Origin of the sequence: Lysobacter luteus (genome assembly GCF_907164845.1) — a bacterium.
In the GTDB taxonomy this organism is placed as follows: Bacteria; Pseudomonadota; Gammaproteobacteria; order Xanthomonadales; family Xanthomonadaceae; genus Novilysobacter; species Novilysobacter luteus.
This window is the reverse complement of sequence record NZ_OU015430.1, coordinates 1,123,085-1,147,176: the sequence shown is the minus strand read 5'-3', so window position 1 is coordinate 1,147,176 and position 24,092 is coordinate 1,123,085. Positions and strand designations below refer to the sequence as shown.

Genomic DNA, 24,092 nt, shown 5'->3' with positions numbered 1-24,092 from the left:
TTGCCTAGACCGGCGCCACTGTCTAAAATGCGCGGCTCTGCAGTCGGGGTGTAGCTCAGCCTGGTAGAGCGCTACGTTCGGGACGTAGAAGTCGCAGGTTCAAATCCTGTCTCCCCGACCAATCCGCAGAACGCAAGAAAGCCGGCCCAGCGCCGGCTTTTTTCGTTTCCGGGTTCCTCCCAGGCCACCCGCCCCTGCCCCTGTCCGTTGGAGAGCGACCACCGGCCGGCCAATCGCGCCCCCGGATTTCTTTTCTCTCCCGTCCTGTTTGTGACGCAACTCACGTATTGTGTGGCAACCGGTCGCGGTTAGCCGCGCCGGTTTACAGGGGGAAACACCAGATGATCCACGCGAGCCCGGCGCGGCTTTGCGTCGCCATGGCCTTGTGCCTGTGCGGCGTGTCGCCCGCAACGGCCAGGGGCGACGCCCTCGAGCAAGCGACGCAGGCGCGTGCGCGCGGCGAGTGGCTGGCGGCGCTTGCCATCTACGAGCGCCTGCAGGCCGATTCCCCCGACGATGCCGAGCTGTACCGCCTGCGCACCCTCACCTTGGCGGACGTGGGCAGCGCCAGCCGCGCGTGGGCGTTGCTGCAGGCGCGCCCGGGCCTCTTCACCGCCGACGAAGCGGCCCGGATGGAGGCCGACCACGTGGCGCGCCTGGCCGTTTGGGGCGGCGCCCGCCCGCTCGACGAACCGCGGCGGCTGGAGGACATGCGACGCGCCGAAGCCGCGGCGCTGGCCGTGCAGGCTGCCGACACCCCCCGCCACGCGTTCGACCGCCTGGTGATCCTCAACGGCCTGGAGCAGCACGCGCAGGCTGCCGACCTCTACCGCAGGTTGCGAGCGGAAGGGATCACGGTGCCGGCGTACGCGCTTGCCGCGGCCGGTGATTCGCTGCTGGCGGCCCGCCATCCCGAGGAAGCCGTCGAGGCGCTGGAAGGCGCAGCGGAAGCCCTCCACGACGACGTCGACACCCAGGTCGTGCTGGCCTACGCGTACCTGGAGTCCGGCCGGCACGCCGATGCAACCCGGCATCTCGCGCGGATCGTGCGCGCCGAGCCGGCGTGGCAGCGCGAACCCGGCGCGCGCACCGCGGACGCCAACTGGAACCGCTATTCGGCCGAGACCAACCTTGCGATGGTCCTTGCGTACTCCGGACACCCGGGCCGGGCCGAGGCGATGCTGGCGCCGATGGCCGCGATGGCGCCGGCAAGTTCCGACCTCAACGCCAAGCTGGGCGCCGTGGTCCTGCAACGTGGCCGCCCGGAAGAGGCGCTGCAGCGGTTCGACGTCGCCCATACGCAGGATCCGCGCAACCTGGACGCCCGGATCGGCCGCGTCGATGCGCTGGCCGAACTGGGCCGGATGCGCCGCGCACGCCGGGCCCACGACGCGTTGATGCAGGCCTGGCCGGACAACGTCCACGCGCGCCGGCTGCACGAACAGTGGCGCCACCGCACCGGCTGGCAGGTCGAGGCATCGCTCCACGGGGGCCGCGGCGACGCTGATGGTCCCGCGACCGCATCGCCGCTGGGCAGCCGCGACGGCGGGCACGCGCTTGCCGTCCGATCGCCGCTGCTGGGCGATCGCTGGCGGCTTGGCGCCTTCCGCTCGGAGCAGTGGGCCGAGTTCGCCGACGCCACGCCGCGCGTGCGCGACCTGCGCCACGGCATTGGCTTGCATTTCCGCCATGACCGTCTGGAATGGGAGGTCCAGGCCGCACGCAGCGACGATCGCCGCACCGGTCCACTTGCCAACGATGCGACCGCGTACCGGGCCGCCGCCGGCTGGCGCTTCAACGACCAGTGGCGTGCCCGCGCGGAAGCCGGCCACAACGACGCTGATGCATCGCTGCAGGCGCGGGCCGCCGGCATCCTCGCCGACACCGCCGCCCTTGGCCTGCAATGGACGCGCGACGAGCGTGCCGGCCTTGGCGGCGAATTCCGCCAATGGCGCTACGACGACGGCAACCGGCGCGAGTCGCTGTCGGTGGACGGCTACAACGCGGTGCTGGCGATGCCGCGGCTGCGGTTCGAGCTGCGCGGCCAGGTCCACGTTGGCCGCGGCAGCCGTGACGACGCGCCGTACTTCAACCCGACCCGCGACGCCGGCTGGACGCTCGGTGCCGACCTGCGCACCACCCACTGGCAGCGCTACGACCACGCCTTCTCGCAACAGTTCGGGGTCGCGCTGGGGCAGTCCTGGCAGGACGGTTTCAGCGCTCAGTGGGTGCCTTCGCTGGGCTATCGCCACGCCTGGTCGCTGGGGTACGGGCGCTCGCTCGACTACGGCGTCAACTGGTCGCGGCCGGTCTACGACGGCCAGCGCGAGCGCCACCTTTCCTTTGATGTCCAACTCCACTGGGGCCAATGACATGACGTCCCGCATGTCCCGCGTCCTCCTCGCCCCGGCACTCGCCCTGCTCTCGCTGCTCGGCGCTCCGCCGGCCGACGCCTCGCTGCTGGTGCTGAGCTACCACGACATACGCGACGACGTCGCGCGCCAGGGCGACGTGGATCCGCACGCGGTCAGCACCCAGAACTTCGCCGCCCACCTCGACTGGCTGCACGGCAACGGCTACACCGCGGTCGACCTGGACGATGTGGAGGCCGCCTCGCGCGGTGTGCGCCCACTGCCCGAGCGCGCAGTGCTGCTCACCTTCGACGACGGCCTGCGCAGCGTGTACACACACGCCTTCCCGCTGCTGCGCGCCTACCGCTTCCCGGCCGTGATCGCGCCGGTCACGGGGTGGGTGGACCTGCCGGCCGACAGTCACGTCGACTACGCGGGGCCCGCCTCGCATGACCGCGACGACTTCGTGACCTGGGCGCACCTGCGCGAGATGCAGGCCAGCGGGCTGGTGGAGGTCGCCTCGCACACCGACGCGATGCACTACGGCGCCTTGGCCAACCCGCAGGGCAACGTGATCCCGGCGGCGGTGACGCGCATCTACGACCCCGCCGCAGACGCCTACGAGACCGCGGCGCAATACCTTGCCCGCGTGCGCGCCGACCTCACCGCCAGCGCGGCCGCGATCGAGCGCGAGCTCGGCCAGCCGCCTCGCGCGATCGTCTGGCCCTACGCGGCCTACAGCCAGCGCACCAACGCGATTGCCGACGGGCTCGGCATGCGCTTCTCGTTCGACCTGGAAGGCACCCGGCAGGAGCGGCTCGCCGGCGCCGACCTGCACGGCCTCTCCCGGCTGCTGGTGACCGGCAACCCCGACGTGGTCGAACTGGTCGCGGAGCTGCGCGACGACGCCGACGCGGTGGAGCCGATGCGCGCCGTGCAGGTCGACCTGGACTACCTGTACGACCCCGACCCGGCGCAGGTCGAGCGCAACCTCGATGCGCTGGTCGAGCGCATGCACCGGATCAAGCCGAGCCATGTGTTCCTGCAGGCGTTCGCCGACCCGGACGGCGACGGCGCCGCCGACGCGCTGTACTTCCCCAACCGCCACCTGCCGGTGCGTGCCGACCTCTTCAGCCGCGTCGCCTGGCAGTTGTCCACGCGTGCCCGGGTGCGCGTGCACGCCTGGATGCCGGTGCTCGCATTCAGGCCGGCCGTTGCGCTCGCGCGAGCGCTGCCCGATCCGGAGCCGGGCGAGGTGTTCCGCCTCGACCCGACCGACCCGGAAGCGCGCGCGCTCATCACCGACCTCTACGAGGACCTGGCGATTGCCGCGCCCGTCGCAGGCCTGCATTTCCACGACGACGCACTGCTGCGCGAACGCGAGCTTCCATCGCTGTTCCCCGGCAACCCCGCCGCGCGCACCGCCTACCTGATCGAGTTCACCCACGAGCTGCACCGCGCCGCCGAGCGCTGGCGTCCCAGGCTGGCGACCTCGCGCAACCTGTTCGCGCGGCCGGTGCTGGAGCCCGCCAGCGAGGCGTGGTTCGCCCAGGGCCTGCCGGCCTTCCTGCAGGCCTACGACTACACCGTGGTGATGGCCATGCCGTGGATGGAGCACAGCGACGCCCCCGCCGCGTGGCTGGACCGCCTGGCCGACGCCGTCGCCGCCGTCCCCGGCGCGTTCGGGCGGACCGTGTTCCAGCTGCAGACAGTGGACTGGCGTGGCGGCGATGGCGCCGGCCGGATCCCCAACAGCGACCTGCCGGCGACCAGCCGCAGGCTGCAGGCCGCGGGCGTGCGGCACCTCGCCTACTACCCCGACGACTTCGTCGCCGACCACCCCGCGCTGGACGACGCGCGCGAGGCCATCTCCGCACGCCGTTTCCCGTACCCGGAGCTGTGACCATGGGCATCGACAAGCTGCTCGCCTTCGCCTTCTGGTACCCCGTACTGATGTCGTTCCTGTGGCTGGCCGGGGGCGTGTACTACTACCTGCGCCGCGAGCGCGGCAAGCCGCGACGCGACCAGCCACCGGCATTCGCCGACGCGCCACTGGTGTCGATCCTGGTGCCCTGCCACAACGAAGCCGACAACATCGAGGAGACGATCGCCGCGCTGCTGGCGCAGCGCTACCCGCGCTTCGAGATCGTCGCGATCAACGACGGCAGCCAGGACGACACCGGCGCCCTGCTCGATGCCCTGGCCGCGCGCCATCCGCAGGTCCGGGCGATCCACCTGGACCGCAACCTGGGCAAGGCCAATGCGCTGCGCATGGGCACCCTGGCCGCGCGCGCCGAGTACCTGGTGTGCATCGACGGCGACGCACTGCTCGACGAGTACGCCTGCCACTGGCTGGTCTGGCACCTGTGCAGCGGCCCGCGGGTCGGCGCGGTCACCGGCAACCCGCGCATCCGCAACCGCTCCACCCTGCTGGGCAAGCTCCAGGTTGGCGAGTTCTCCTCGATCATCGGGATGATCAAGCGCGCCCAGCGCGGCTATGGCCGGTTGTTCACGATCTCGGGCGTGGTATCGGCCTTCCGCAAGACCGCGCTGCACCACGTCGGCTACTGGGCCGACGACATGGTGACCGAGGACATCGACATCAGCTGGCGCCTGCAGATGGAGCACTGGGACATCCGCTACGAGCCCAATGCGCTGGCCTGGATCCTGATGCCCGAGACGCTGCGCGGCCTGTGGCGCCAGCGCCTGCGCTGGGCACGCGGCGGTGCCGAGGTGCTGCTGCGGCATGGGGCGGGGCTCTTCACCTGGCGCCGGCGACGGATGTGGGGCGTGCTTGCCGAGTACCTGCTCAGCGTGCTGTGGGCGATGACGATGCTGTGGATCATCGTCACGTGGGTGGTGGGCATGTTCACCCCGATGCCGCCGCACTGGGAGCTGGGGGGATTGATGCCGGGCTGGCACGGCGTGGTGCTGGCACTGGTCTGCCTGCTGCAATTCGCCGTCAGCCTGCTGATCGACCGCCGCTACGAGCCGCGGATCGGCCGCTACTACTACTGGATGATCTGGTACCCCGCCGCGTACTGGCTGCTGAGCCTGATGACGACGCTGGCGGCGGTTCCCCTGACCCTCTTCAAGCGTCGCGGGCAACTCGCGGTGTGGACCAGTCCCGACCGTGGCTACCGATAAGGCACTCACCATGAGCCGACAGACGACACCCGGGCCAGCCATCATCCACGCGCCAAGCGCGCAGGCGCCCGGCAGCCGCACGCTCTACGGCCTCGCGACGCTGGTGGTGTGGGCGGTGTATGCGTGGCTGTGGCTGCCGCTGGCGACCCTGCTGCTGTGGGTGCTCGGCGTGCGGCTGGGCTTCATGGAGCTGTACCTGGCACAGCAGAAGATCGACCCGATGCTGCTGGTCTGGCTGCCGGCGCTGTTGCTGGCCTGCGCTTGCGTGCTGATCGGCTGGGCCGAGTACAACCGCTGGCGGTTTGCGGGCCGCGACCGCCGCAACGGGCGCGGCGACGTGACCCGCGACGAGGTGGCCACGGCGATGCATGCGCCCCCCGAGCTGGCCGCGGCGTTGGCAGCGGCGGGCAGCGCGGTGCTGGTGATGGGGACGGACGGTCGCCCGCTGGCGATGCGCCCGGGGCCGGCCGACCGACCCGATGGGATGCGGGCCGGTGACACCGCACCGGGCGAACCGTTGGCGGTGGCCGACGCCGAAGCGCTGCCGGCCTGACCCGCTGATTCCTGTCCGCCGTGCTGTCGCAGCCGCCTACGCGGCCTGCGACTGCTTCGGCACGTCGGCGTGTCGCGCCTGGCCGTCGCCACGCACCACGTAGCGCTCGATGGTCAGCGACTCCAGCCCCATCGGGCCGTAGGCGTGCAGGCGGGTGGTCGAGATGCCGATCTCGGCGCCCAGCCCCAACTCCCCACCGTCGTTGAAGCGCGACGACGCGTTGACCACCACTGCCGAGCTGCGGATCTCGCGCACGAATCGATCGATCGCCGCCGGGTCGGTGCTGCAGATGACTTCGGTGTGGTCGGACGTGTGCCGCTGGATGTGGCCGATGGCCTCGTCGATCGAGTCGACAACCCGCACTGCAAGGATCGGCGCCAGGAACTCGGCGGCATAGTCGTCCTCGCTCGCGGGGGCGGCTGCGGGGAACAGCGCGCGGGTGCGGTCGCAGCCGCGGATCTCGGCGCCGCGCGCCTGCAGTTCCGACAGCGCCTCGGGCAGCCAGCCTTCCGCGATGTCGGCATGCACCAGCATCGTCTCAAGCGAGTTGCACACGCCGGGCCGCGACAGCTTGCCGTCGATTGCCAGCCGCAGCGCGAGCGCGGGGTCGGCCGCGCGGTCGACATAAAGGTGGCAGACGCCCTTGTAGTGCTTGATCACCGGCACCCGCGCGTTCTCGGCGACGAAGCGGATCAGGCGCTCGCCGCCCCTCGGAATCGCCAGGTCGACCAGGTCGGTCAGCTGGAGCAGCTCGAGCACGTGTTCGCGCGCGGTGTCCTCCACCAGCGCGACGGCCTCAGCCGGCAGGCCGTGGTCGGCCAGTGCGCGGTGCAGGCAGCGGGCGATGGCGATGTTGCTGTCGCGCGCCTCCGAACCGCCGCGCAGGAGCACCGCGTTTCCTGCGCGCAGGCACAGCGCCGCGGCATCGGCGGTCACGTTCGGGCGGGCCTCGTAGATCATCGCGATCAGGCCCAGCGGGATCCGCACCTTCTCGACCACCAGCCCATTGGGCCGGGTCTCGCGACGGGTGACCTGGCCGACGGGGTCGGGCAGCGCGGCCACTTCGCGGATCGCGGCGACGATGCCGTCGATCCGGCCGTCGTCGAGCTTCAACCGGTCGAGCATGGCGCCGGTGGTGCCGTTGTCGTGGACGCGCGCCATGTCGCTCTCGTTGGCCTTGAGGATGCCGGCGCGGCCGGCGTCGACCGCGTCGGCCATGGCCGACAGCAGCCCGGCGCGCCCGGCGTCGTCAAGACTGGCGATGGCAAGCGACGCGGCGCGCGCGCGCTCGGCGAGTGAGCGGACGTAGCCGCTGTGCTGGTGGGTCATCAGAGTGTCTCCGTGAACAGTTCGGGGGTGGCGGCGGCGGCGGCGGGCGTCAGCAGGACGAGGTCGTCGCGACGGATTACCGATTCGCCGTTGTGGAAGCCGAGCACCGATTCGATGTCGCGGCTGTGGCAGCCGGCGATGCGTTCCAGGTGGGCCGAGTCGTACTGGACCAGGCCGCGGGCCAGGCGCCGGTGACCGCGCGCGGGCAGCACGTCGACCATCGCGTCGCGGCAGAAGTCGCCCTCGACCGAGACGATGCCGCCGGGCAGCAGCGAGGCGCCCTGCCCCGACAACGCCTCGGCGGCGCCTTCGTCGACGCGGATCGCGCCGCCGCTCGGCGGGGTATGCCGGAGCCAAAGTTTGCGCGCGACCAGCCGGTCGCCGTGCGCGGGGATGAAGGTGCCGCGCAGGCGGTCCTCGCCAAGTGCGGCGATGGTGTCGGCGTCGTGGCCACAGAACAGCGCGGTGTCGATGCCGGCCGCCGCGGTCTTGGTGGCAGCCTCGAGCTTCGTGTACATGCCACCGGTACCGAGCGAACCCGCGCCGCCCTGCGCCATCAGCATGACCTCCGGCGTGATCTCCTCGATCCGGGGCACCGGGCGCGCGTCCGGATCCTGCACCGGGTGGCCGGTGTACAGGCCGGCGGTGTCGGTGGCGATCAGCAGCACGTCGGCTTCGACCAGGGTCGCGACCACCGCGGCCAGGTTGTCGTTGTCGCCGAGCTTGAGCTCGTCGATGGCGACGGTGTCGTTCTCGTTGACGATGGGCAGCGCGCCGATCCGCAGCAACTCGCGCAACGTCGCACGGGCGTTGAGGTAGCGACGGCGGTTGCGCAGGTCATCGTGGCTCAGGAGCACCTGCGCGACCGGCTGCTCCACCAGCCCCTGCCAGAGCGCCAGCATCGGGGTCTGCCCGACCGCGGCGAGCGCCTGCCGCTGCGCAAGCCCGACGCCGTTGCTCGCTATCACCCCGCGGCCGGCGGCCACCGCGCCGGAAGACACCAGCAGCACCTCGCGGCCCTGGTCGCGGAACCGCGCGATCAGGTTGGCCAGCGCGGCGGCATTGCGCTTGCCCAGCCCGCCCTTGCCGTCGGTGAGCAGGCTGCTGCCAACCTTGAGCACTGCGCGCTGCCAGCGCGGCATCGCCTGCTCGGGAAAAGTCGTGTGGGCGGTGGTGGCGGTCTTGGGTACGGCAGTCATCGCGAACGTGGTTCTCCTGTGGGTGCGGAACGCGCATGTGCGTGACATGGCGAGGGATCAGGAGAACAGCCGACCGGCAATGGGCGAAGTGGGTACGATCCTGGTGCCCGGCGATGCGGATGTGGATTGCCCCGGAGGTTGCGGACTGCAGGCACGAAGGCCATGGCGCCGCGGCGGCGTACGTGCGGATCGGAAGCGATCGGCGGGCCTGCAGGTCAGGCCCCGGCGACGTACATACGGGACAACGGCGTTACGTGCACCAACGCCGGAAGCTGTACTCGAAAGCGTGAAAGCCTAGCATTTTCAAGGCTCCCAGGCCAACCCGGGGTTCAGGCGAGGGTTGGTTGAAGGAGGTCGCGCGCGCTTCTTTCGCGCATGTCGGCGGACCCGGGAGCGCTGCTTTGATCCTCAGGCAAGCCCGTCCAGTCGACCGCGGAGGATCTCCAGCCGCAGGTCCCCCGCGGCCCCCGGAGACACGCGTGCCGCGAGGCTCGCAGCCGGGTCGCCGGCCGTCCACCGCGCCGGATCGGCGGCCTGCCGATAGGCGTCGCGGAATGGCAACCCGTCGCGCGCGAGGTCGACGGCAAGGTCGGTCGCGTACATCGACGGATCGAGCGCGGCGCGCATCGCGTCGGTGTTCCACTCCAGGTTGCGCAACAGGTCCGGAAGCAGCGACAGCGCGCCCAGCCCGCGTCCGAACGCGTGGAAGATCGCGCCCTTGGAGAACTGCAGGTCGCGGTGGTAACCCGACGGCAGCGACAGCAGGTGTTCGATCTCCGCCCTGCCCGCAGCGACGCTGGCATAGCTGGCGCGCATCAGCTCGATCACGTCGGGGTTGCGCTTGTTCGGCATGATCGAGCTGCCGGTGGTGTACTGGGCCGGCAACGCGACGAAGCCGAACTCGGCGCTGGTGAACAGGCTGAGGTCCCACGCCAGCCGGCGGAGGTCGAGCACGGCGCTGGCCAGGGCCTCGGTCGCGGCCAGCTCGAACTTGCCGCGCGACAGCTGTGCGTACGTCGCGGCCACCTGCATGCGCCCGAACCCGAGCGCGGCGGTGGTGTGGTCGCGGTCCAGCGGCAGGTTGACGCCATAGCCGGCCGCGCTGCCGAGCGGGTTGGCGTCCACCCACGCCAGGGTGTCGCGCGCGCGGGTCGCGTTGTCGATGAATCCTTCGGCCCACGCCGCCCACCACATGCCGAGCGACGAGGCCACGGCGCGCTGCAGGTGCGTGTAGCCGGGCAACGGCACGTCGCGCTCGGCCGCGGCGCGCTCAAGTGCGACACCGGCCACCTCGCGGCAGAGTGCGTGCAGCGTGGCCAACCGATCCTTCAGCCAGAGGCGCGTTGCGACCAGCACCTGGTCGTTTCGGCTGCGCCCGGTGTGGATGCGCCGCCCGGTGTCGCCAAGTCGCTCCACCAGGCGCGCCTCGATCGCCGAGTGGCCGTCCTCGTAACGCGCGTCGAGCACGAAGTCGCCGGCATCGAAATCGGCGGCCAATGCGCCCAGTTCACGCTGGATCGCCTCGAGTTCGTCCGCCGACAGGATGCCGATGCGCTGCAGGCCTTCGGCGTGCGCGGCGCTTGCCTGGATGTCGAACGCGAAGAACTCGCGGTCCAGGATGACGTCGTCACCGGCACAGAACTGCTGGATGCGCTCGTCGACGCGGACGCCGGGCTTTTGCCAGAGCAGGTCGGTCATGTTGGTCTCGGGTGGTGGTCGGGGAACGTGGGGGCGAAGGTGGGGATAACCCGGTGCCTCGCATGGTGGTTGGGCTGCGTGGTCGCGACTTACGTCGCTCCTACAGGGGGTCGTGCTTGTGTAGGAGCGACGTAAGTCGCGATGGAAGTCGGGCAACGGTGCACCCGATCGCGGCTGAAGCCGCTCCTACAGAGTGCTCGGAGGGTCAATGCGGGATGCCGGTGAGCTCGGGCAGGCCGAAGGCGAGGTTGAGGTTCTGCAGCGCCTGGGTCGCAGCGCCCTTGAGCAGGTTGTCCTCGGTGGCGACCACGACGAGCCGCCGTCCATCGTCCGACAGCGTGAAACCACCGATCTCGACGTGGTGGCGGCCGGCGATCGCGCTGACCCACGGCGCTTCGTCCTGCACCTGCACCAGCGGCTCGCCGGAATAGCGGCCCCGGTAGCGGGCAAGCACTTCCTCGCGCGTGAACGAACGCGCCAGGTGCAGGTTGGCGGTGATGGTGATCCCGCGGAAATGGGGTGCCACGTGCGGCATGAACTCCACCGGGTGGCCAAGTCGGCTGGACACCTCGCGCTCGTGCACGTGCCCGGTGAGTGCATACGGCATCAGGTTGTCGCGCAGCTTGGCGGGATCATTGCGGTCGGACGGGGTGGTGCCGGCGCCCGAATGCCCGGACACGCCGAAGCACTGCACCGGGCCTTCAACCGCATCCAGCATCGGAGTGACCGCCAGTTGCATCGCCGTGGCGTAACAGCCGGGGTTGCTGATCCGCCGCTGGCCGACGTAGCCGTCGCGCGCCAGCTCCGGCAGGCCGTAATACCAGCGCGGGTCGAAGCGGTAGTCGGCCGACAGGTCGATCAGCAGCGCATCCGAACCGGCGAGGTCGAATGCCTCCACGCAACGCGCCGCCTTGCCGTTGGGCAGCGCCAGCACCACGGCGTGCGCTCCCAGTCCGGGCAACTCGTCGTAACCGGGCGAGCTGTAATGCAGGTCGCCGGCGTAGCCGGGGTTGTGCGCGGCGACCGGCTGGCCGTCGAGCGCACGCGAGGATACGAAGGCCAGCTCGAACCCGGGATGGGCGGCGACCAGCCGGATGAGCTCGGCGCCCACATGGCCGCGCGCGCCAACGATGCCGATGGCAACCGGGGTGGTGGTCATTGCCCGACCTCCACCGCGTGGCGCGCCAGCAGATCGTCGAGGTTGCGACGCACGGCGGGCCACTCGCTGTCGATGATCGAATACGTGACGGTGTCGCGCAGGCTGCCGTCGGCATGGCGCTGGTGGTTGCGGATCACGCCGTCGCGCTTGGCGCCGAGGCGCTCGATCGCATTGCGCGAGGCGCGGTTGAACCAGCTGGTCTGGAAGCCCACCGCCACGCAGCCAAGGGTGTCGAAGGCATGTGCCAGCAAGAACCGCTTGACCTCGGTGTTGACGCCGGTGCGCTGCACCCGCCGTGCATACCAGGTGTATCCGATCTGCACCCTCGGGGTCGCCGGGTCGAGGTCGTACAGTCGCGTGGCGCCGGCCACTTCACCGTCCGCATCCCGCACGACGAACGCGAGCGCCCTGCCCTGCGCCTGCATCCGCAGGGCGGAATCGACGTACGCCTCGACCTGGTCCGGTGGCGGCACGCTGGTGTACCAGCAGCCCGCCAGTACCTCGTCGGTCGCCGCACGCAGGCCGTCAACGTGGGCCACCGCCAGCGGTTCAAGCCTGGCGTTTCGACCGGCGAGTACCGGTGCCTGGGTCCAGTCACTCATGCCTCAACCGCCGCGTCTCCGCGCAAAGGGCCCAGCAAAGTTGGCACGCGCTCGCGGCAGTGCGCCACGCAACCGGCCAGCTTCTCGAACTCGGTGATCCCGTACCAGAACACGTTCCATGCCTCCTGCCTGATATGTCCGTCCGACTCCGCGTAGTAGAACGCGTTGACCGGGTTGCCGTGCCGCGAGCGCCAGAACACCCGTGGGTTCTGCTCGCGCATTACCTGCCAGACCGCGCGGCCAAGACCCTCGCCCTGGGCGTCGTCGAGCACCGCGAACTTGTCCAGGTAGGTCTCGCCGCCGGCCTCGTCACCGCCATCGACCAGCACCACCGCGGCACGGTAGTTCTCGCTGACGTAGGCGCGGCGCAGCCGAGTGCGCTCGAAGTAGTCCGGCGCCAGCCGGCGCCCGAAGGCGGACTCGATCAACGTGCGCAGCCGGGGCAGGTCCAGCTCGTCCCATGACCCTGCCTGCAGCACACGCTCACCCTTGCGTACCAGCGTGCCCGAACCCTTGTGGGTGAAGAGCTCCTTGGCCAACTCGGCGGGCCGCGTGATCGACACCGAGGACGAAAGCGGCAACCGGTCCAGCAACTGCTTGATCTGCTCGATCTTGACCCGCATGCCGCCATGCACCCACGGCTGCGCCAGCAGGTCGGCGTACTCGGTCGACAGGTTGATCGAATCGATCACCTGGCACGCTTCGTCGAGCAGGCCACCGGTGCCGGTCAGGAACACGATCTTGTACGGCTGCAGCACCTGCACCAGCTCGTTGGCGGCGAAGTCGGCGTTGATGTTGAGGATCTGCCCGCCGGTGGTTTCGCCCAGGCTGGCGATGACCGGGATGGAACCGGCCTGCAGGCTGGCCTGGATCGGGGCAAGGTCGACCCGGCGGACTTCGCCGACCAGGCCGTAGGTGTCGTGATCCAGGTAATCGGCCTCGAACACGCCCGAGACGATCGACGTCGCGCGCGCCTCGTTGCGCTGCAGCGCCTCCACCAGCCGCAGGTTCTGCGCGTGGAACACCCGGCGCACGATGGCCAGCGCCTCCGGCGAGGTCACCCGCAGGCCCTCGACGGTGCGCTTCTCGATGCCCGCGGCCGCGAGTTCCGCGTCCAGTTGCGGGCCGGCACCGTGGATCACGATGGGCGTCAGGCCGACGTCCTGCAGGAACGCCAGCGACGAGGTCAGCGCGTCGAGGTCGTCGCGCAGTACCGCGCCGCCGACCTTGACGACCGCGAAGCGCGCCGCGTCGAGCTGCGAGAAGCGCTTGAGGTACTGGCTGATCTCCTTGGCGCTGGCCATGCTGGAAAGCAGCCGGACGATGGTCTGGCGCGTCTGGATGTCGTGGACGGTGGGCGGGATGGTCATGGGGGATTGCGTCGTATCTGCACTGGTAGGAGCGACGTGAGTCGCGAACGCGGATGGAGGTCGTGCTTTCAGGGGGTCGCGACTTACGTCGCTCCTACGTCAAGGCCGGCGCCAAGGATCCGGACCACCGAGTCGCCATAACGCTGCAACTGCTCCAGCGACACCCACTCGTCGGCCGTATGGGCCTGGGCGATGTCGCCGGGGCCATAGACCATCGCCGTCATGCCGGCCGCCGAGAACAGCGACGCCTCGGTCCAGAAGTCGACCGCGTTGCCGATCGGCAGGCCCAGCGCCTCCGCCAGGTCGCGCGCCTGCAGGCGGTGTTCCTCGGCGGCGGCGACGTCGCCGGCCGGCAGCGGCGGGCCGCGGAAGGTCTCTTCGTAGCGCGTCACCGGTCCCGGCTCGACCAGCGTGCCGAACCGGGCGTGCAGCGCATCGATGGACATCGACGGCAGCGGCCGGAACCCGAACCGGACCTCGGCCGCCGGCGCGATCATGTTGGCCTTGATCCCGCCTTCGACCCGGCCGATGTTGAAGCGCAGTCCGGTCAATCCGCCAAAGCGCTGGTGCGACTCGGCCTCGACCAGGTCCAGCGCACGGCTGCCCCAGCGCATCGCGTGGTGCAACGCGCTGGCGTGCATCGCGTCGGCGCCGGACGCGTGCCCGGCTTGCCCCCGGAAATGCATCAGCACCGAGCTGATGCCGCGGTGGGCCAGCACCGCCTCGCAGCGGGTCGGCTCGGCCACGATCGCTTCGCTGAAGCCATGGTGGGCCGACAGGAAGCCGGCGATGCAGCGGGCATCGTTGGCCTCCTCGTCGGTGCTGAAGAGGAAGGCGGCATCCCCGGTGCTGCGTGCCGCCGCAGCCAGCAACCCGGCCGCCGCCCCCTTGATGTCGCAGGCGCCAAGCCCGATCGCGCGGTCCGCGGTGACCCGCAACACATGCGGGTCACCGCTCCAGGCCGGCGACGACGGCACCGTGTCCAGGTGCACGTTGAACAGCCGGCGCGGGTTGCCGCGCACCGCCAGCATCGATACCGCGCCATCGCCGTGGTCGGTGACGTCGATCCGGAAGCCGGGCAGCTGCGCGCGCAGGTAGTCGAACATCCCGCCGGTGCCGATCCGACGCGGCGGGTTGCGGGTGTCGAAGGAAACCAGCGCTTCGAGGTGTTGGAGGATGTCGTGGAGCATGGCAATCCTGAAGATAAATCCGGGCACTTGTAGGAGCGACGTGAGTCGCGACCGTTACATCGTTGCGGCGTCCAGCGGGTCGCGACTCATGCCGCTCCTACAGCTCCGCCGGCGTTGTCGCGGTCCGGGCTACGACCGGTTGACCTCCGCCCACAGGGTGCTGCTCATCCCGAACAGCTTGATGAAGCCCTCGGCCTCGGCCACGCCCCAGTCGGCGGCCTGCGCGTAGGTCGCGCCCTTGGCATTGAGGATGTGCGGCGACTCGACCGCGACCGCGTTGACCACGCCGCCGTGCGTCTCAAGCACCACCTCGCCGTTGACGGTCGACTGGCTGGATGCGAGGAACGCCTCCAGGTCGGTTTTCAGGGGGTCGTGGAAGAAGCCCTCGTAGACCAGCTCCACCCACTTGCGCGCGACGTCCGGCTTGAAGCGGTTCTGCTGCTTGCTCAGCACCGCCTCTTCCAGCGCGCGGTGCGCGACCAGCAGCGCGGCCAGGCCCGGGGCCTCGAAGATGATCCGTCCCTTCAGGCCGATCGTGGTGTCGCCGGTGTACAGCCCACGGCCGACGCCGTACCGGGCGAACAACGCGTTGAGCTTCGCCAGCAACTCATGGCCGGCCACCTTCGCGCCATCCAGCGTCACCGCCTCACCGTTCTCGAAACCGATCCGCACCTGCAACGGCTGGGCGGGCCACTCGGCGCGCGGCTTGCACCAGCCCACGGCGCCCTCTCCGGGCGCCTGCCAGCGATCGATTTCGCCGCCGGACATGGTCAGCCCGAGCAGGTTCTCGTTGATCGTGTAGGCCTTCTGCTTGGCGCGCACGCCGAAGCCGCGCTCCTCCAGGTAGGCCTGCTCGTAGGCGCGTACCTCGGTGTGCTCCTTCTGGATCTCGCGGATGGGCGCCACGATCTCGTAGTCGCCCAGCGCCTTGACCGCCAGGTCGAAGCGGACCTGGTCGTTGCCCATGCCGGTGCAGCCGTGGGCAATCGCGCGGGTTCCAAGCTCGCCCGCGCGCTTCAACGCGGCCTCGACGATCAGATAGCGGTCCGACACCAGCAACGGGTACTGGCCCTGGTAGCCCTCGCCTGCCCACACGAACGGCTTGACGAAGCCCGACCAGATCGCCGGGCCGCCGTCGACGGTGACGTGGCTGGCCACACCCAGCTCGGCGGCGCGCTGCTCGATGAAGGCGCGTTCCTCGGCGTCGACGCCGCCGGTGTCGGCGAACACGGTATGCACGGCCCAGCCGCGCTCCTGCAGGTAGGGCACGCAGAAGCTGGTGTCGAGGCCGCCGGAAAAGGCGAGGACGATGTCTTTGCTCATGGTCTGGATTCTTGGAAGTGTGTATGTCGGGCGGAAGGGTCAGTGGCCGGCGAGCGTGGCCATGATGGCCTTCTGCACGTGCAGCCGGTTCCCGGCCTCGTTGATGGCGATGCAGCGCGGCGAGTCCATCACCGCGTCGGTGGCCTTGATGTTCCGCCGCAGTGGCAGGCAGTGGCTGAAGACGCCGTCGTTCGTCAGTGCCATCTTCCGCTCGTCGACGATGAAGTGCCGGTACTGGTCGCGGATGGGCTTCTCCGGCGCCCAGTTGCCGAAGTACGGCAACGCGCCCCAGCTCTTGGCGTACACCACGTCGGCGCCGGCGTAGGCGCTGTCGATGTCGTGGGTCACCGCCAGCGAGCCACCGCTCTCGGCGACGTTGGTGCGGGCCCAGTCCATGTAGCGCTCGTCGAGCACGTACTCCGGGGTCGGGCACAGCAGGGTCACGTCCATGCCCATGCGGGTGGCGATGGTCAGCGCGGAATTGGCGACCGCGGTGTTGAGCGGCTTGGGGTGGTAGGTCCAGGTCAGCACGAACTTCCTGCCGCGCAGGTCGCTGGTGCCGAAGTGCTCCTGCAGCGCCAGCACGTGGGCGAGCTCCTGGCAGGGGTGGGTGATCGTCTCCATGTTGATCACCGGCACCGGCGAGTACTTCGCGAACGCCTTGAGCACCCGGTCCTCGCGGTCGACCGACCAGTCGACGAACTTGGGGAACGCGCGCACGCCGATCAGGTCGGCGTAGCGGCCCAGGACCTGCGCCACCTCGGCGACGTGCTCCTCTGCGTCCCCGTCCATGACGGTCCCGAGGTCGAATTCGATCGGCCACGCGTCCTTGCCCGGCTGCAGCACCACCGCGTGCCCGCCCAGCTGGAATGCGCCAAGTTCGAAGCTGGTGCGGGTGCGCATCGAGGGGTTGAAGAACACCAGCGCGATCGCTCTGCCGCGCAACTGGTCGCCCAGCTTGTCGCGCTTGAACGCGGCCGCCTGCGCCAGCAGCGCGTCGAGGTCGGGGCGCGACCAGTCCTGGGTGTTGAGGAAGTGCCGGGGGGTCGGAGTCATCGCGGGGGGTCCGTCGGGAAAGAGGGGACGCCGGGCGGAAAAACAAAAAGCCCAGCGCGGAGGCTGGGCTTTCGTGTGTCACGCCACGATGACGTGCGTGCGAGCGGCTACCCGGCCTGGTGGAAAGGCAGGCGTCGGCGCGCGCGCGAGGTCATGCCCGCCGCCATCCAGGCGGAAGTCACGATGTCGGCGTCGGCGCGGAAGTGGGTCATCGGGCGCGAATGCTCTCACGCGGCCCGGCCGTCGGCAACCGGTACGTCGCGCGGTACGCCGCGCTGCGGCTGCAAAAGGCGGTTCACAGGCTGCGGGACCCGGACACGACGGGGGTGACCCCGATGCGGATGCGCAGGCGGTTGCCCGGATCGTCGGGCAGGCGCGACCGGTACTTCGCGCCCTTGTAGACGTAGTCGACGTCGTACGCGATCGGCCGGCGGAACTCGCGTTCGACCGGTACCGCGCGGCAATCCGGATCGGGCTGCTCGTCGCTCTGCCGGCCGAGCGCGTCCTTGACCGCTCCCACCACGCGCGACAGCCGCGACTGGTCGTTGTCGGGCGCGGGCGACTGGTCGCACTGCTCCTCCACGCCGGTGGTGGTGAGCGTCTGGTAGACCGGCGTCACCCGCAGCACCTGCGCGTAGGCGAACCGCACGTTCTCGCTCTGGATCACCGTTTCCTGGGACCACGCCGGCGCCGCCACCATCAAGGCGAGCAACAGCGGCAGGGTCAGGGGGAGACGCTTCATCGGACGGTGGGTCTCTGCAGCGGGCGAAGGCCGGTCAGCCGGGTTCATGAATTGTATTCGTCCGCCCCGCCGCACGCATGAACCCCTGCTGTCATCGGGCGCCCGGCGGCGGATGCCGGGACGCCGGTAGAATGTCGCAAACCCTCGCGCCGCCCCCATGAGCCTCCATCTCCACAACAGCCTGACCCGCCGGGCCGAACCGTTCGTGCCCGCCGACCCGTCCCGCCCGACGATGTACCTGTGCGGACCAACGGTCTACAACTACGTCCACATCGGCAACGCCCGGGGGCCGGTGGTGTTCGGCGTGCTCGCCGACCTGCTGCGGCGCCGCTACGGCACGCTCGCCTACGCCCGCAACATCACCGACGTGGACGACAAGATCAACGCCGCCGCCCAGCAGCAGGGCGTGCCGATCTCCGCGATCACCGGCCGGTTCGCCGCCGCCTACCGCGAGGACATGGCGGCGCTGGGCGTCGCGCCGCCGGACCTCGAGCCCGAAGCCACCGGTCACATCGTCGAGATCATCGCCATGATCGAGCGGCTGCTCGCTTCCGGCCATGCCTACGCGGCCGAGGGGCACGTGCTTTTCGCGGTCGCCAGCTTCGATGGCTACGGCAAGCTTTCGCGGCGCGACCCCGAGGACATGCTGGCCGGCGCGCGGGTGGAAGTGGCGCCCTACAAGCGCGACCCGGGCGATTTCGTGTTGTGGAAGCCGTCGACCGACGACCTGCCCGGCTGGGACTCGCCCTGGGGCCGCGGGCGTCCTGGCTGGCACATCGAGTGCTCGGCGATGGCCGCCGCCCATCTGGGCGAAACGATCGATATCCACGCCGGCGGCGTCGACCTGCAGTTCCCGCACCACGAGAACGAAATCGCACAGAGCGAGTGCGCCCATGGCGGCCGCCCGTTCGCGCGCTGGTGGCTGCACAACGGCATGCTCAACTTTGGCGGCGCCAAGATGAGCAAGTCGCTTGGCAACATCGAGAAAGTGCACGACCTGGTACGCGCGCACCCGCCAGAGGCGCTGCGCTACGCGCTCCTGTCGGCGCACTACCGCCAGCCACTGGACTGGTCGGACGCGCTGATCGAGCAAAGCGTGCGGACGCTCGACCGGCTCTACGGCACCCTGCGCGATGTCGACGCACTGCTGCCCGCCGGGATCGTCGCGACTGCGGCTATCCCACTCGCCGTCGAGGCCGCGCTGGACGACGACCTCAACACGCCGGCCGCGCTGGCCGAGTTGGCCGCGATAGCCACCACCGCCCGGACGCTACGCGGTGCGATCGCCAGTGGCGAGGTCAGCGGTGACGGCCCCGCCACTGCGCTGGCCACGCTGGCTTCCAGCTTGCGGGCCGGCGGCCGTGCACTCGGCTTGCTCCAGCAATCACCCGGCGCGTGGTTCAGCCGGGGCGCCGGCACCGGCGACGACGACCGCATCCAGGCGCTCGTCGACGAGCGCGCCGCCGCCAAGCAGGCCCGTGACTTCGCCCGCGCCGACGCGATCCGCCAGCAACTCGCCGATGAAGGCGTCCTGCTGGAGGACACCCCGGCCGGCGTCCGCTGGCGCCGCGCCTGACCCCTACCACCCGGACCCGATGTGACCACCTCCAGCCCCTTCCCCATCGAAACCACCGCAGCCGAAGCCCAGGCCGCGATACGCGACGAATTCGCCTTCTTCGGCGACTGGTCCGAGCGCTACCAGTACCTGATCGACCTGGGCCGCAAGCTCCCGGAGTTCCCCGAGGAGTGGAAGACGGAGGAGCACCGGCTGCACGGCTGCCAGTCGATGGTGTGGATCGTGCCGCAGGGCGACGCGGACCGCCTCGACTTCCACGCGATCAGCGATTCGGCCATTGTCTCGGGCCTGGTCTACCTCGCGCTGCGGGTGTACTCCGGCCGCAGCGCCGCCGAGATCGCCGCCACCGATGCCGACTACATCGCCGACATCGGCCTGGCGCGCCACCTGTCGCCGACCCGCAGCAACGGCCTGGCCGCCCTGCTCGGGTTCATCCGCGAACGGGCACAGGCCTCGCTGGCCAACCCGGCCGGCTGAGCGGTGGAGCCCGGCGCCGCGTCACCGTTGCGCAACCCCGGTTTCCTGGGGTTGCTCGGGTACCGGCTGCTGGCGCTGTTGGCCAACCAGATCCTGACGGTCACCGTCGGCTGGCAGGTCTACCAGCGCACGGGCGACGCGCTCTCGCTCGGCCTGATCGGACTCTCGGAAGTCATCCCGTACGTCGGCTTCGCGCTGTTTGCCGGCTATGCGGTGGACCACCTGCCACGACGCAAGGTCGGCATGTTCGCCTGCTTCGGGCTCGGCACCACCACCCTGCTGCTGGCCGGCATTGCCCACGGCATCCTCCCGGCCGGATTCGGCGGCCCCGGCGACGGCGGCGGCAACAACGCGATGATCTACGCCGCGGTCGCGCTCAACGGCGTGGTCCGGGCGTTCTTCACACCGGTGTACATGTCGTTGTTCGCGCGCGTGTTGCGGCGCGACCAGTACGCCCGCGGCGCTGGCGTGGGCAGCGCGGTAATGCAGTCGGGCCTGGTACTGGGGCCGGCGCTGGGCGGCCTGCTGATCGCGCTGGTCGGCGTGGCGGCGACCTACCTGGTCGCGACCGGGTTCGCGGCATTGGCGGCGGTGGCGGTGGTCCGCCTTCAGGTCAGCGAACCGCCGCTGCCGACCACGCGCGAGCCGGTGTTCGCGAGCATCGGCGAGGGGTTGCGCTTCGTGCGCCACAACCAGGTGGTCTTCGGCGCGCTGGCGCTGGACATGTTCTCGGTGCTGTTCGGCGGTGCGGTGGCGCTGCTGCCGGCGTTTGTCGAGGACGTGTTCCGGGCCGGGCCGGAGGCGCTCGGGGTGTTGCGGGCAGCGCCCGCCGCGGGCGCGGTCGGGATGGGCCTGTGGCTGTCGAGGTACCCGCCCCAGCGGCACGCCGGTTATCTGTTGCTCGGCTCGGTCGCGGCGTTTGGCGTGTGCATCATCGGCTTTGCGCTGTCACAGGTGCTGTGGGTCTCGATGGCGCTGCTGGCACTGTCGGGTGCGTTCGACAGCGTATCGATGGTGATCCGCTCGACCATCGTGCAACTGGCGACCCCGGACGAAATGCGCGGGCGCGTCGCGTCGATCAACGGCATCTTCATCGGCTCGTCCAACGAGCTCGGCGCGTTCGAGTCAGGCCTCGCCGCGAGGCTGCTCGGGTTGGTTCCCTCGGTGGTCTTCGGCGGTTCGATGACGCTGGTGGTGGTCGCCGCCACCGCGAAGCTGGCCCCGCGCCTGCGCCGACTCGACGTGCGCGACCTCGACTGAAACGGCTCCATGTCTGGAAGGACCGGGAACGAAAAAGCCCCGCACAGGCGGGGCTTTTCGATGAACCGGTGGGACGGCGGTATCAGTCGCCCATCTGCTTCTGCAGGTGCTCCCAGCGCTCCTGCGCATCAATGGTGCGCTCGGCGGTCAGGCGCGCCTCGAGGCGGTCCAGGCCGATCTCTTCGCCGGTATCGACGCAGAAGCCGTAATCACCCGAGTCGACACGCTTGAGCGTGCTGTCGATCTTGCTGATCAGCTTGCGGTAGCGGTCGCGGGTCCGCAGTTCCAGCGAGTTCTCGGTCTCGCGGGTGGCGCGCTCGGCCTCGTCGCCAACGTCACGAACCTCTTCCTTCAGGTTCTCGATCGTCTGCTTGGATTCCTCGACCAGGTCCGCACGCCACTTCATCAGCCGCTGGCGGAAGTACTCCAGCTGCAGCGGGCTCATGTATTCCTCGTCCGCACTCGGCCGATAACCATCGGGCACGATCACGCGACCATCTTTTTCTGTCTTGTAAGGCACGACTTTCACTTTACCTCGGGGTGCTGGCGGCTGCGGCTTGGCCGCGACCGCGACGGCGACCTTGCCGACCGGACGCCTGGCCGGAGCCGGAGCAGGCGGCGGAGTCGGCTTCGACGCAGCCGGCGCCTTGGCCGCCTTGGTGGGGGATTTCTTGGCAGGCGCCGACTTGGGCGCCAGGGCCGGGACGCTGGCGGGACTCGCGGGCTTCCTGGTCGCAGCAGCCTTGCCTGCGGCCGGAGTCTTCGCGACCTTTGCCGGCGCCTTGGCAACGGATTTGTTTGCCGCAGATTTCGCCGGCGCCTTCACGACGGCCGCCTTCTTCGCGGCCGGTGCCTTGCCGGACATCTGCTTGACGGGCGCCTTGGCCTTGGTCGCCTTCGACGGGGTCGCCTTCCTGGCGGGCACGGACTTGTTCGGTACCGGCTTCTTCGTTGCCACCTTGCTGGCGGCAGCGGCCTTCTTCACCGGGGCCTTCTTGACCGGCACCTTTTTGACCGGGGCCTTCTTCGGAGCAGCCTTCTTGGCGGCCGGCTTCTTGACAGCGGCCTTCTTCGCCGCCGGCGCCTTCTTGGCCACGGGCTTCTTCGCCGCCGGCTTCTTCGCCGCCTGGCTGGCCGGAGCGGCCTTCCTGGCGGGCGTCTTGCCGGTGGATTTGACGGCTTTCTTCGCGGATTTTTTCAGTGCCACGATCGGCTTGTCCTTTATCTTCCCTTGTGACGGGAAAGCGCGCTGTTATACCCTGCCCCGACACCCTCGGCAACCTCGCACCGGAAGCGCCGAGCGTCCCGCCAGGTGGTTTTCGCGACATTCCGTCCGCGTGCACCCGGGCACGACTCCCGTTGGGCCATCATGGGCCGCACGACCGCACCCCGGATCCGACTCCCCGGACGATGATCGACCGCCTGCTCATCACGCTGCTGCGCGGCTACAAGCGCTGGATCAGTCCGTTGCTCGGGCCGCGTTGCCGGTTCCACCCTACCTGCTCCGAGTACGCAATGCAGGCGGTCGCTCGATTCGGCGCGGTCAAGGGCAGTTGGCTTGCGCTGCGGCGCATCCTGCGCTGCCATCCGCTGCATCCCGGCGGCCATGACCCGGTGCCGCCACCCCGGTGACCTGCACCGCCCACCCCTTCCCACTGCAAGGACTCCAGATGACCGCCAACGCGACCCTCATCGTCAACGCCCGACTGGTCAATGAAGGCCGCGAGTACGACGGCGACCTGCGCATCGCCGACGGCCGCATCGCCGAGATCGGCACCGGCCTGCAGGCCCGCGCCGGCGAGACCGTCGTCGACGCAGCGGGCCGCCGCCTGCTGCCGGGCATGATCGACGACCAGGTGCACTTCCGCGAACCAGGCATGGAGTACAAAGCCGACATGGCGGTCGAGTCCGGCGCCGCGGTGGCCGGCGGCCTGACCAGCTTCATGGACATGCCCAACACCAGCCCGCCCACGCTCGACGCCGGGGCGCTGGAGGACAAGTACCGCCGCGCGGCCGGCCGGGTCCGCGGCAACTACGGCTTCTACATGGGCACCAGCACGACCAACCTGGAGCACATCCAGCGGCTCGACCCGCTGACCGCCCCGGGCGTCAAGGTGTTCATGGGCGCGTCGACCGGCAACATGCTGGTCGATGATCCCGAGGTGCTTGATGCAGTGTTCCGCGATGTGCCCACGCCAATCATCACGCACTGCGAAGACACCCCGATGATCGAGGCCGCCACCGCGCGCTACAAGGCGCAGTACGGCGACGACATCCCGGCCGCGTGCCACCCCGACATCCGCTCGCGCGAGGCCTGCATGAAGTCGACGCAGCTGGCGATCTCGCTGGCGCGCCGGCACGGCACCCGCCTGCACGTGCTGCACATCTCGACCGCCGACGAGCTGGCGTTGTTCGAAGCCGGCCCGCTGGTCCGCGCCGACGGCAGCCGCAAGCAGATCACCGCCGAAACCTGCATCCACTTCCTACGCTTCGACCGCAGCGACTATGCCGAGCTCGGCCACCTGATCAAGTGCAACCCGGCGATAAAGGACGCGTCCGATCGCGAGGCGCTGATACGCGCGGTGGCCGGTGACGTGATCGACGTGCTGGCGACCGACCACGCGCCGCACCTGCTGGAGGAAAAGCAGAACCCCTACACCCGGGCGCCGAGCGGCCTGCCGCTGGTCCAGTACGCGCTTAACGCCGCGCTGGAGCTGGTGCACGAAGGCCACCTGACCACGGCGCAGGTGGTGCAGAAGTTCGCCCACGCCCCCGCGCAGCTGTTCGACGTCAAGCAGCGCGGCTTCCTGCGCGAGGGCTACGCCGCCGACCTGGTGCTGATCGACGACACCCCGCTGACCGTGCGTCGCCAGGACGTGCTGTCCAAGTGCGGCTGGTCGCCGTTCGAGGGCCGCACGTTCCATTCGCGGATCGCTTCGACCTGGGTCAACGGCGCGCTGGCCTGGGACGGCACCCGACTGGTCGGCGCGCCGAACGGGCAGCGGCTGGAGTTCGACCGTTGAGGGCGGTGATCCTCGCGGCGGCGGCCGGCGTGCTTGC

General features: G+C 70.0%; 20 protein-coding genes and 1 tRNA gene. 10 read left to right on the top strand and 11 right to left on the bottom strand.

The genetic code is table 11. The annotated features are described in order from the left end of the window. Positions 1–44: 44 nt before the first annotated feature. The 5 genes from KOD61_RS05330 (at position 45) to pgaD (ending at position 6,051) form a co-directional block, all read left to right on the top strand. A tRNA-Pro gene (locus KOD61_RS05330) sits at positions 45–121 on the top strand. A 220-nt stretch (positions 122–341) separates the two neighbouring features. Then, positions 342–2,372 carry a tetratricopeptide repeat protein gene (locus KOD61_RS05325; protein ID WP_215219997.1) on the top strand — a complete coding sequence of 677 codons (2,031 nt, stop codon included), beginning with the start codon at positions 342–344 and terminating at the stop codon, positions 2,370–2,372. A gap of 13 nt (positions 2,373–2,385) precedes the next feature. After that, on the top strand, positions 2,386–4,254 hold the full coding sequence (gene pgaB / locus KOD61_RS05320) for a poly-beta-1,6-N-acetyl-D-glucosamine N-deacetylase PgaB (RefSeq protein ID WP_215219996.1): 1,869 nt from the start codon (positions 2,386–2,388) through the stop codon (positions 4,252–4,254). Positions 4,255–4,256: 2 nt separating this feature from the next. Then, the gene (gene pgaC, locus KOD61_RS05315) at positions 4,257–5,498 is read left to right on the top strand and encodes a poly-beta-1,6-N-acetyl-D-glucosamine synthase (RefSeq protein ID WP_215219995.1); all 1,242 of its coding nucleotides are present in this window, start codon (positions 4,257–4,259) and stop codon (positions 5,496–5,498) included. A gap of 10 nt (positions 5,499–5,508) precedes the next feature. Next, positions 5,509–6,051, top strand: coding sequence for a poly-beta-1,6-N-acetyl-D-glucosamine biosynthesis protein PgaD (gene pgaD / locus KOD61_RS05310; RefSeq protein ID WP_215219994.1), 543 nt, complete (start codon positions 5,509–5,511; stop codon positions 6,049–6,051). Positions 6,052–6,087: 36 nt separating this feature from the next. Here the strand turns inward: pgaD and KOD61_RS05305 are convergent, their stop codons facing one another. The 10 genes from KOD61_RS05305 to KOD61_RS05260 all read right to left on the bottom strand — a co-directional run bounded on the left by KOD61_RS05305 (position 6,088) and on the right by KOD61_RS05260 (position 17,719). Then, positions 6,088–7,380, bottom strand: a complete 1,293-nt coding sequence (locus KOD61_RS05305) for a glutamate-5-semialdehyde dehydrogenase (RefSeq protein ID WP_215219993.1) — start codon at positions 7,378–7,380, stop codon at positions 6,088–6,090. Then, entirely contained in the window at positions 7,380–8,579 is a 1,200-nt protein-coding gene (gene proB, locus KOD61_RS05300; protein WP_215219992.1) for a glutamate 5-kinase, read from the bottom strand. Before proB ends, KOD61_RS05305 begins: the two co-directional genes overlap by 1 nt. A gap of 408 nt (positions 8,580–8,987) precedes the next feature. Continuing rightward, positions 8,988–10,277 carry an argininosuccinate lyase gene (gene argH, locus KOD61_RS05295; RefSeq protein WP_215219991.1) on the bottom strand — a complete coding sequence of 430 codons (1,290 nt, stop codon included), beginning with the start codon at positions 10,275–10,277 and terminating at the stop codon, positions 8,988–8,990. A gap of 205 nt (positions 10,278–10,482) precedes the next feature. After that, positions 10,483–11,436, bottom strand: a complete 954-nt coding sequence (argC, locus tag KOD61_RS05290; protein ID WP_215219990.1) for an N-acetyl-gamma-glutamyl-phosphate reductase — start codon at positions 11,434–11,436, stop codon at positions 10,483–10,485. Beyond that, entirely contained in the window at positions 11,433–12,038 is a 606-nt protein-coding gene (locus KOD61_RS05285; RefSeq protein WP_215219989.1) for a GNAT family N-acetyltransferase, read from the bottom strand. The genes argC and KOD61_RS05285 overlap by 4 nt, the downstream gene beginning before the upstream one ends. Continuing rightward, positions 12,035–13,408: an acetylglutamate kinase gene (locus KOD61_RS05280; protein ID WP_215219988.1), complete on the bottom strand. Its 1,374-nt coding sequence runs from the start codon at positions 13,406–13,408 to the stop codon at positions 12,035–12,037. The genes KOD61_RS05285 and KOD61_RS05280 overlap by 4 nt, the downstream gene beginning before the upstream one ends. A gap of 83 nt (positions 13,409–13,491) precedes the next feature. Then, the gene (locus tag KOD61_RS05275; protein WP_215219987.1) at positions 13,492–14,598 is read right to left on the bottom strand and encodes an acetylornithine deacetylase; all 1,107 of its coding nucleotides are present in this window, start codon (positions 14,596–14,598) and stop codon (positions 13,492–13,494) included. Between the two features lie 129 nt (positions 14,599–14,727). After that, positions 14,728–15,921, bottom strand: coding sequence for an argininosuccinate synthase (locus KOD61_RS05270; RefSeq protein WP_215219986.1), 1,194 nt, complete (start codon positions 15,919–15,921; stop codon positions 14,728–14,730). A gap of 39 nt (positions 15,922–15,960) precedes the next feature. Next, on the bottom strand, positions 15,961–16,977 hold the full coding sequence (locus KOD61_RS05265) for an N-acetylornithine carbamoyltransferase (protein WP_215219985.1): 1,017 nt from the start codon (positions 16,975–16,977) through the stop codon (positions 15,961–15,963). A 295-nt stretch (positions 16,978–17,272) separates the two neighbouring features. Then, positions 17,273–17,719, bottom strand: coding sequence for a hypothetical protein (locus KOD61_RS05260; protein ID WP_215219984.1), 447 nt, complete (start codon positions 17,717–17,719; stop codon positions 17,273–17,275). 157 nt (positions 17,720–17,876) lie between these two features. Between KOD61_RS05260 and cysS the strand changes: the two genes are divergently transcribed. Genes cysS through KOD61_RS05245 form a run of 3 tightly spaced genes read left to right on the top strand, consistent with a single transcriptional unit; the run spans position 17,877 to position 21,032 of the window. Beyond that, the gene (gene cysS, locus KOD61_RS05255) at positions 17,877–19,295 is read left to right on the top strand and encodes a cysteine--tRNA ligase (RefSeq protein WP_215219983.1); all 1,419 of its coding nucleotides are present in this window, start codon (positions 17,877–17,879) and stop codon (positions 19,293–19,295) included. A gap of 21 nt (positions 19,296–19,316) precedes the next feature. Next, positions 19,317–19,772, top strand: a complete 456-nt coding sequence (locus tag KOD61_RS05250; RefSeq protein WP_215219982.1) for a SufE family protein — start codon at positions 19,317–19,319, stop codon at positions 19,770–19,772. A 27-nt stretch (positions 19,773–19,799) separates the two neighbouring features. Beyond that, the gene (locus KOD61_RS05245; RefSeq protein ID WP_251370670.1) at positions 19,800–21,032 is read left to right on the top strand and encodes an MFS transporter; all 1,233 of its coding nucleotides are present in this window, start codon (positions 19,800–19,802) and stop codon (positions 21,030–21,032) included. 82 nt (positions 21,033–21,114) lie between these two features. Here the strand turns inward: KOD61_RS05245 and dksA are convergent, their stop codons facing one another. After that, entirely contained in the window at positions 21,115–22,239 is a 1,125-nt protein-coding gene (gene dksA / locus KOD61_RS05240; RefSeq protein ID WP_215219980.1) for an RNA polymerase-binding protein DksA, read from the bottom strand. Positions 22,240–22,442: 203 nt separating this feature from the next. Between dksA and yidD the strand changes: the two genes are divergently transcribed. Then, positions 22,443–22,664 carry a membrane protein insertion efficiency factor YidD gene (gene yidD, locus KOD61_RS05235; protein WP_215219979.1) on the top strand — a complete coding sequence of 74 codons (222 nt, stop codon included), beginning with the start codon at positions 22,443–22,445 and terminating at the stop codon, positions 22,662–22,664. A gap of 38 nt (positions 22,665–22,702) precedes the next feature. After that, complete coding sequence (locus KOD61_RS05230; protein WP_215219978.1) at positions 22,703–24,055, top strand: dihydroorotase; 1,353 nt, start codon at positions 22,703–22,705, stop codon at positions 24,053–24,055. Positions 24,056–24,092: the final 37 nt, after the last annotated feature.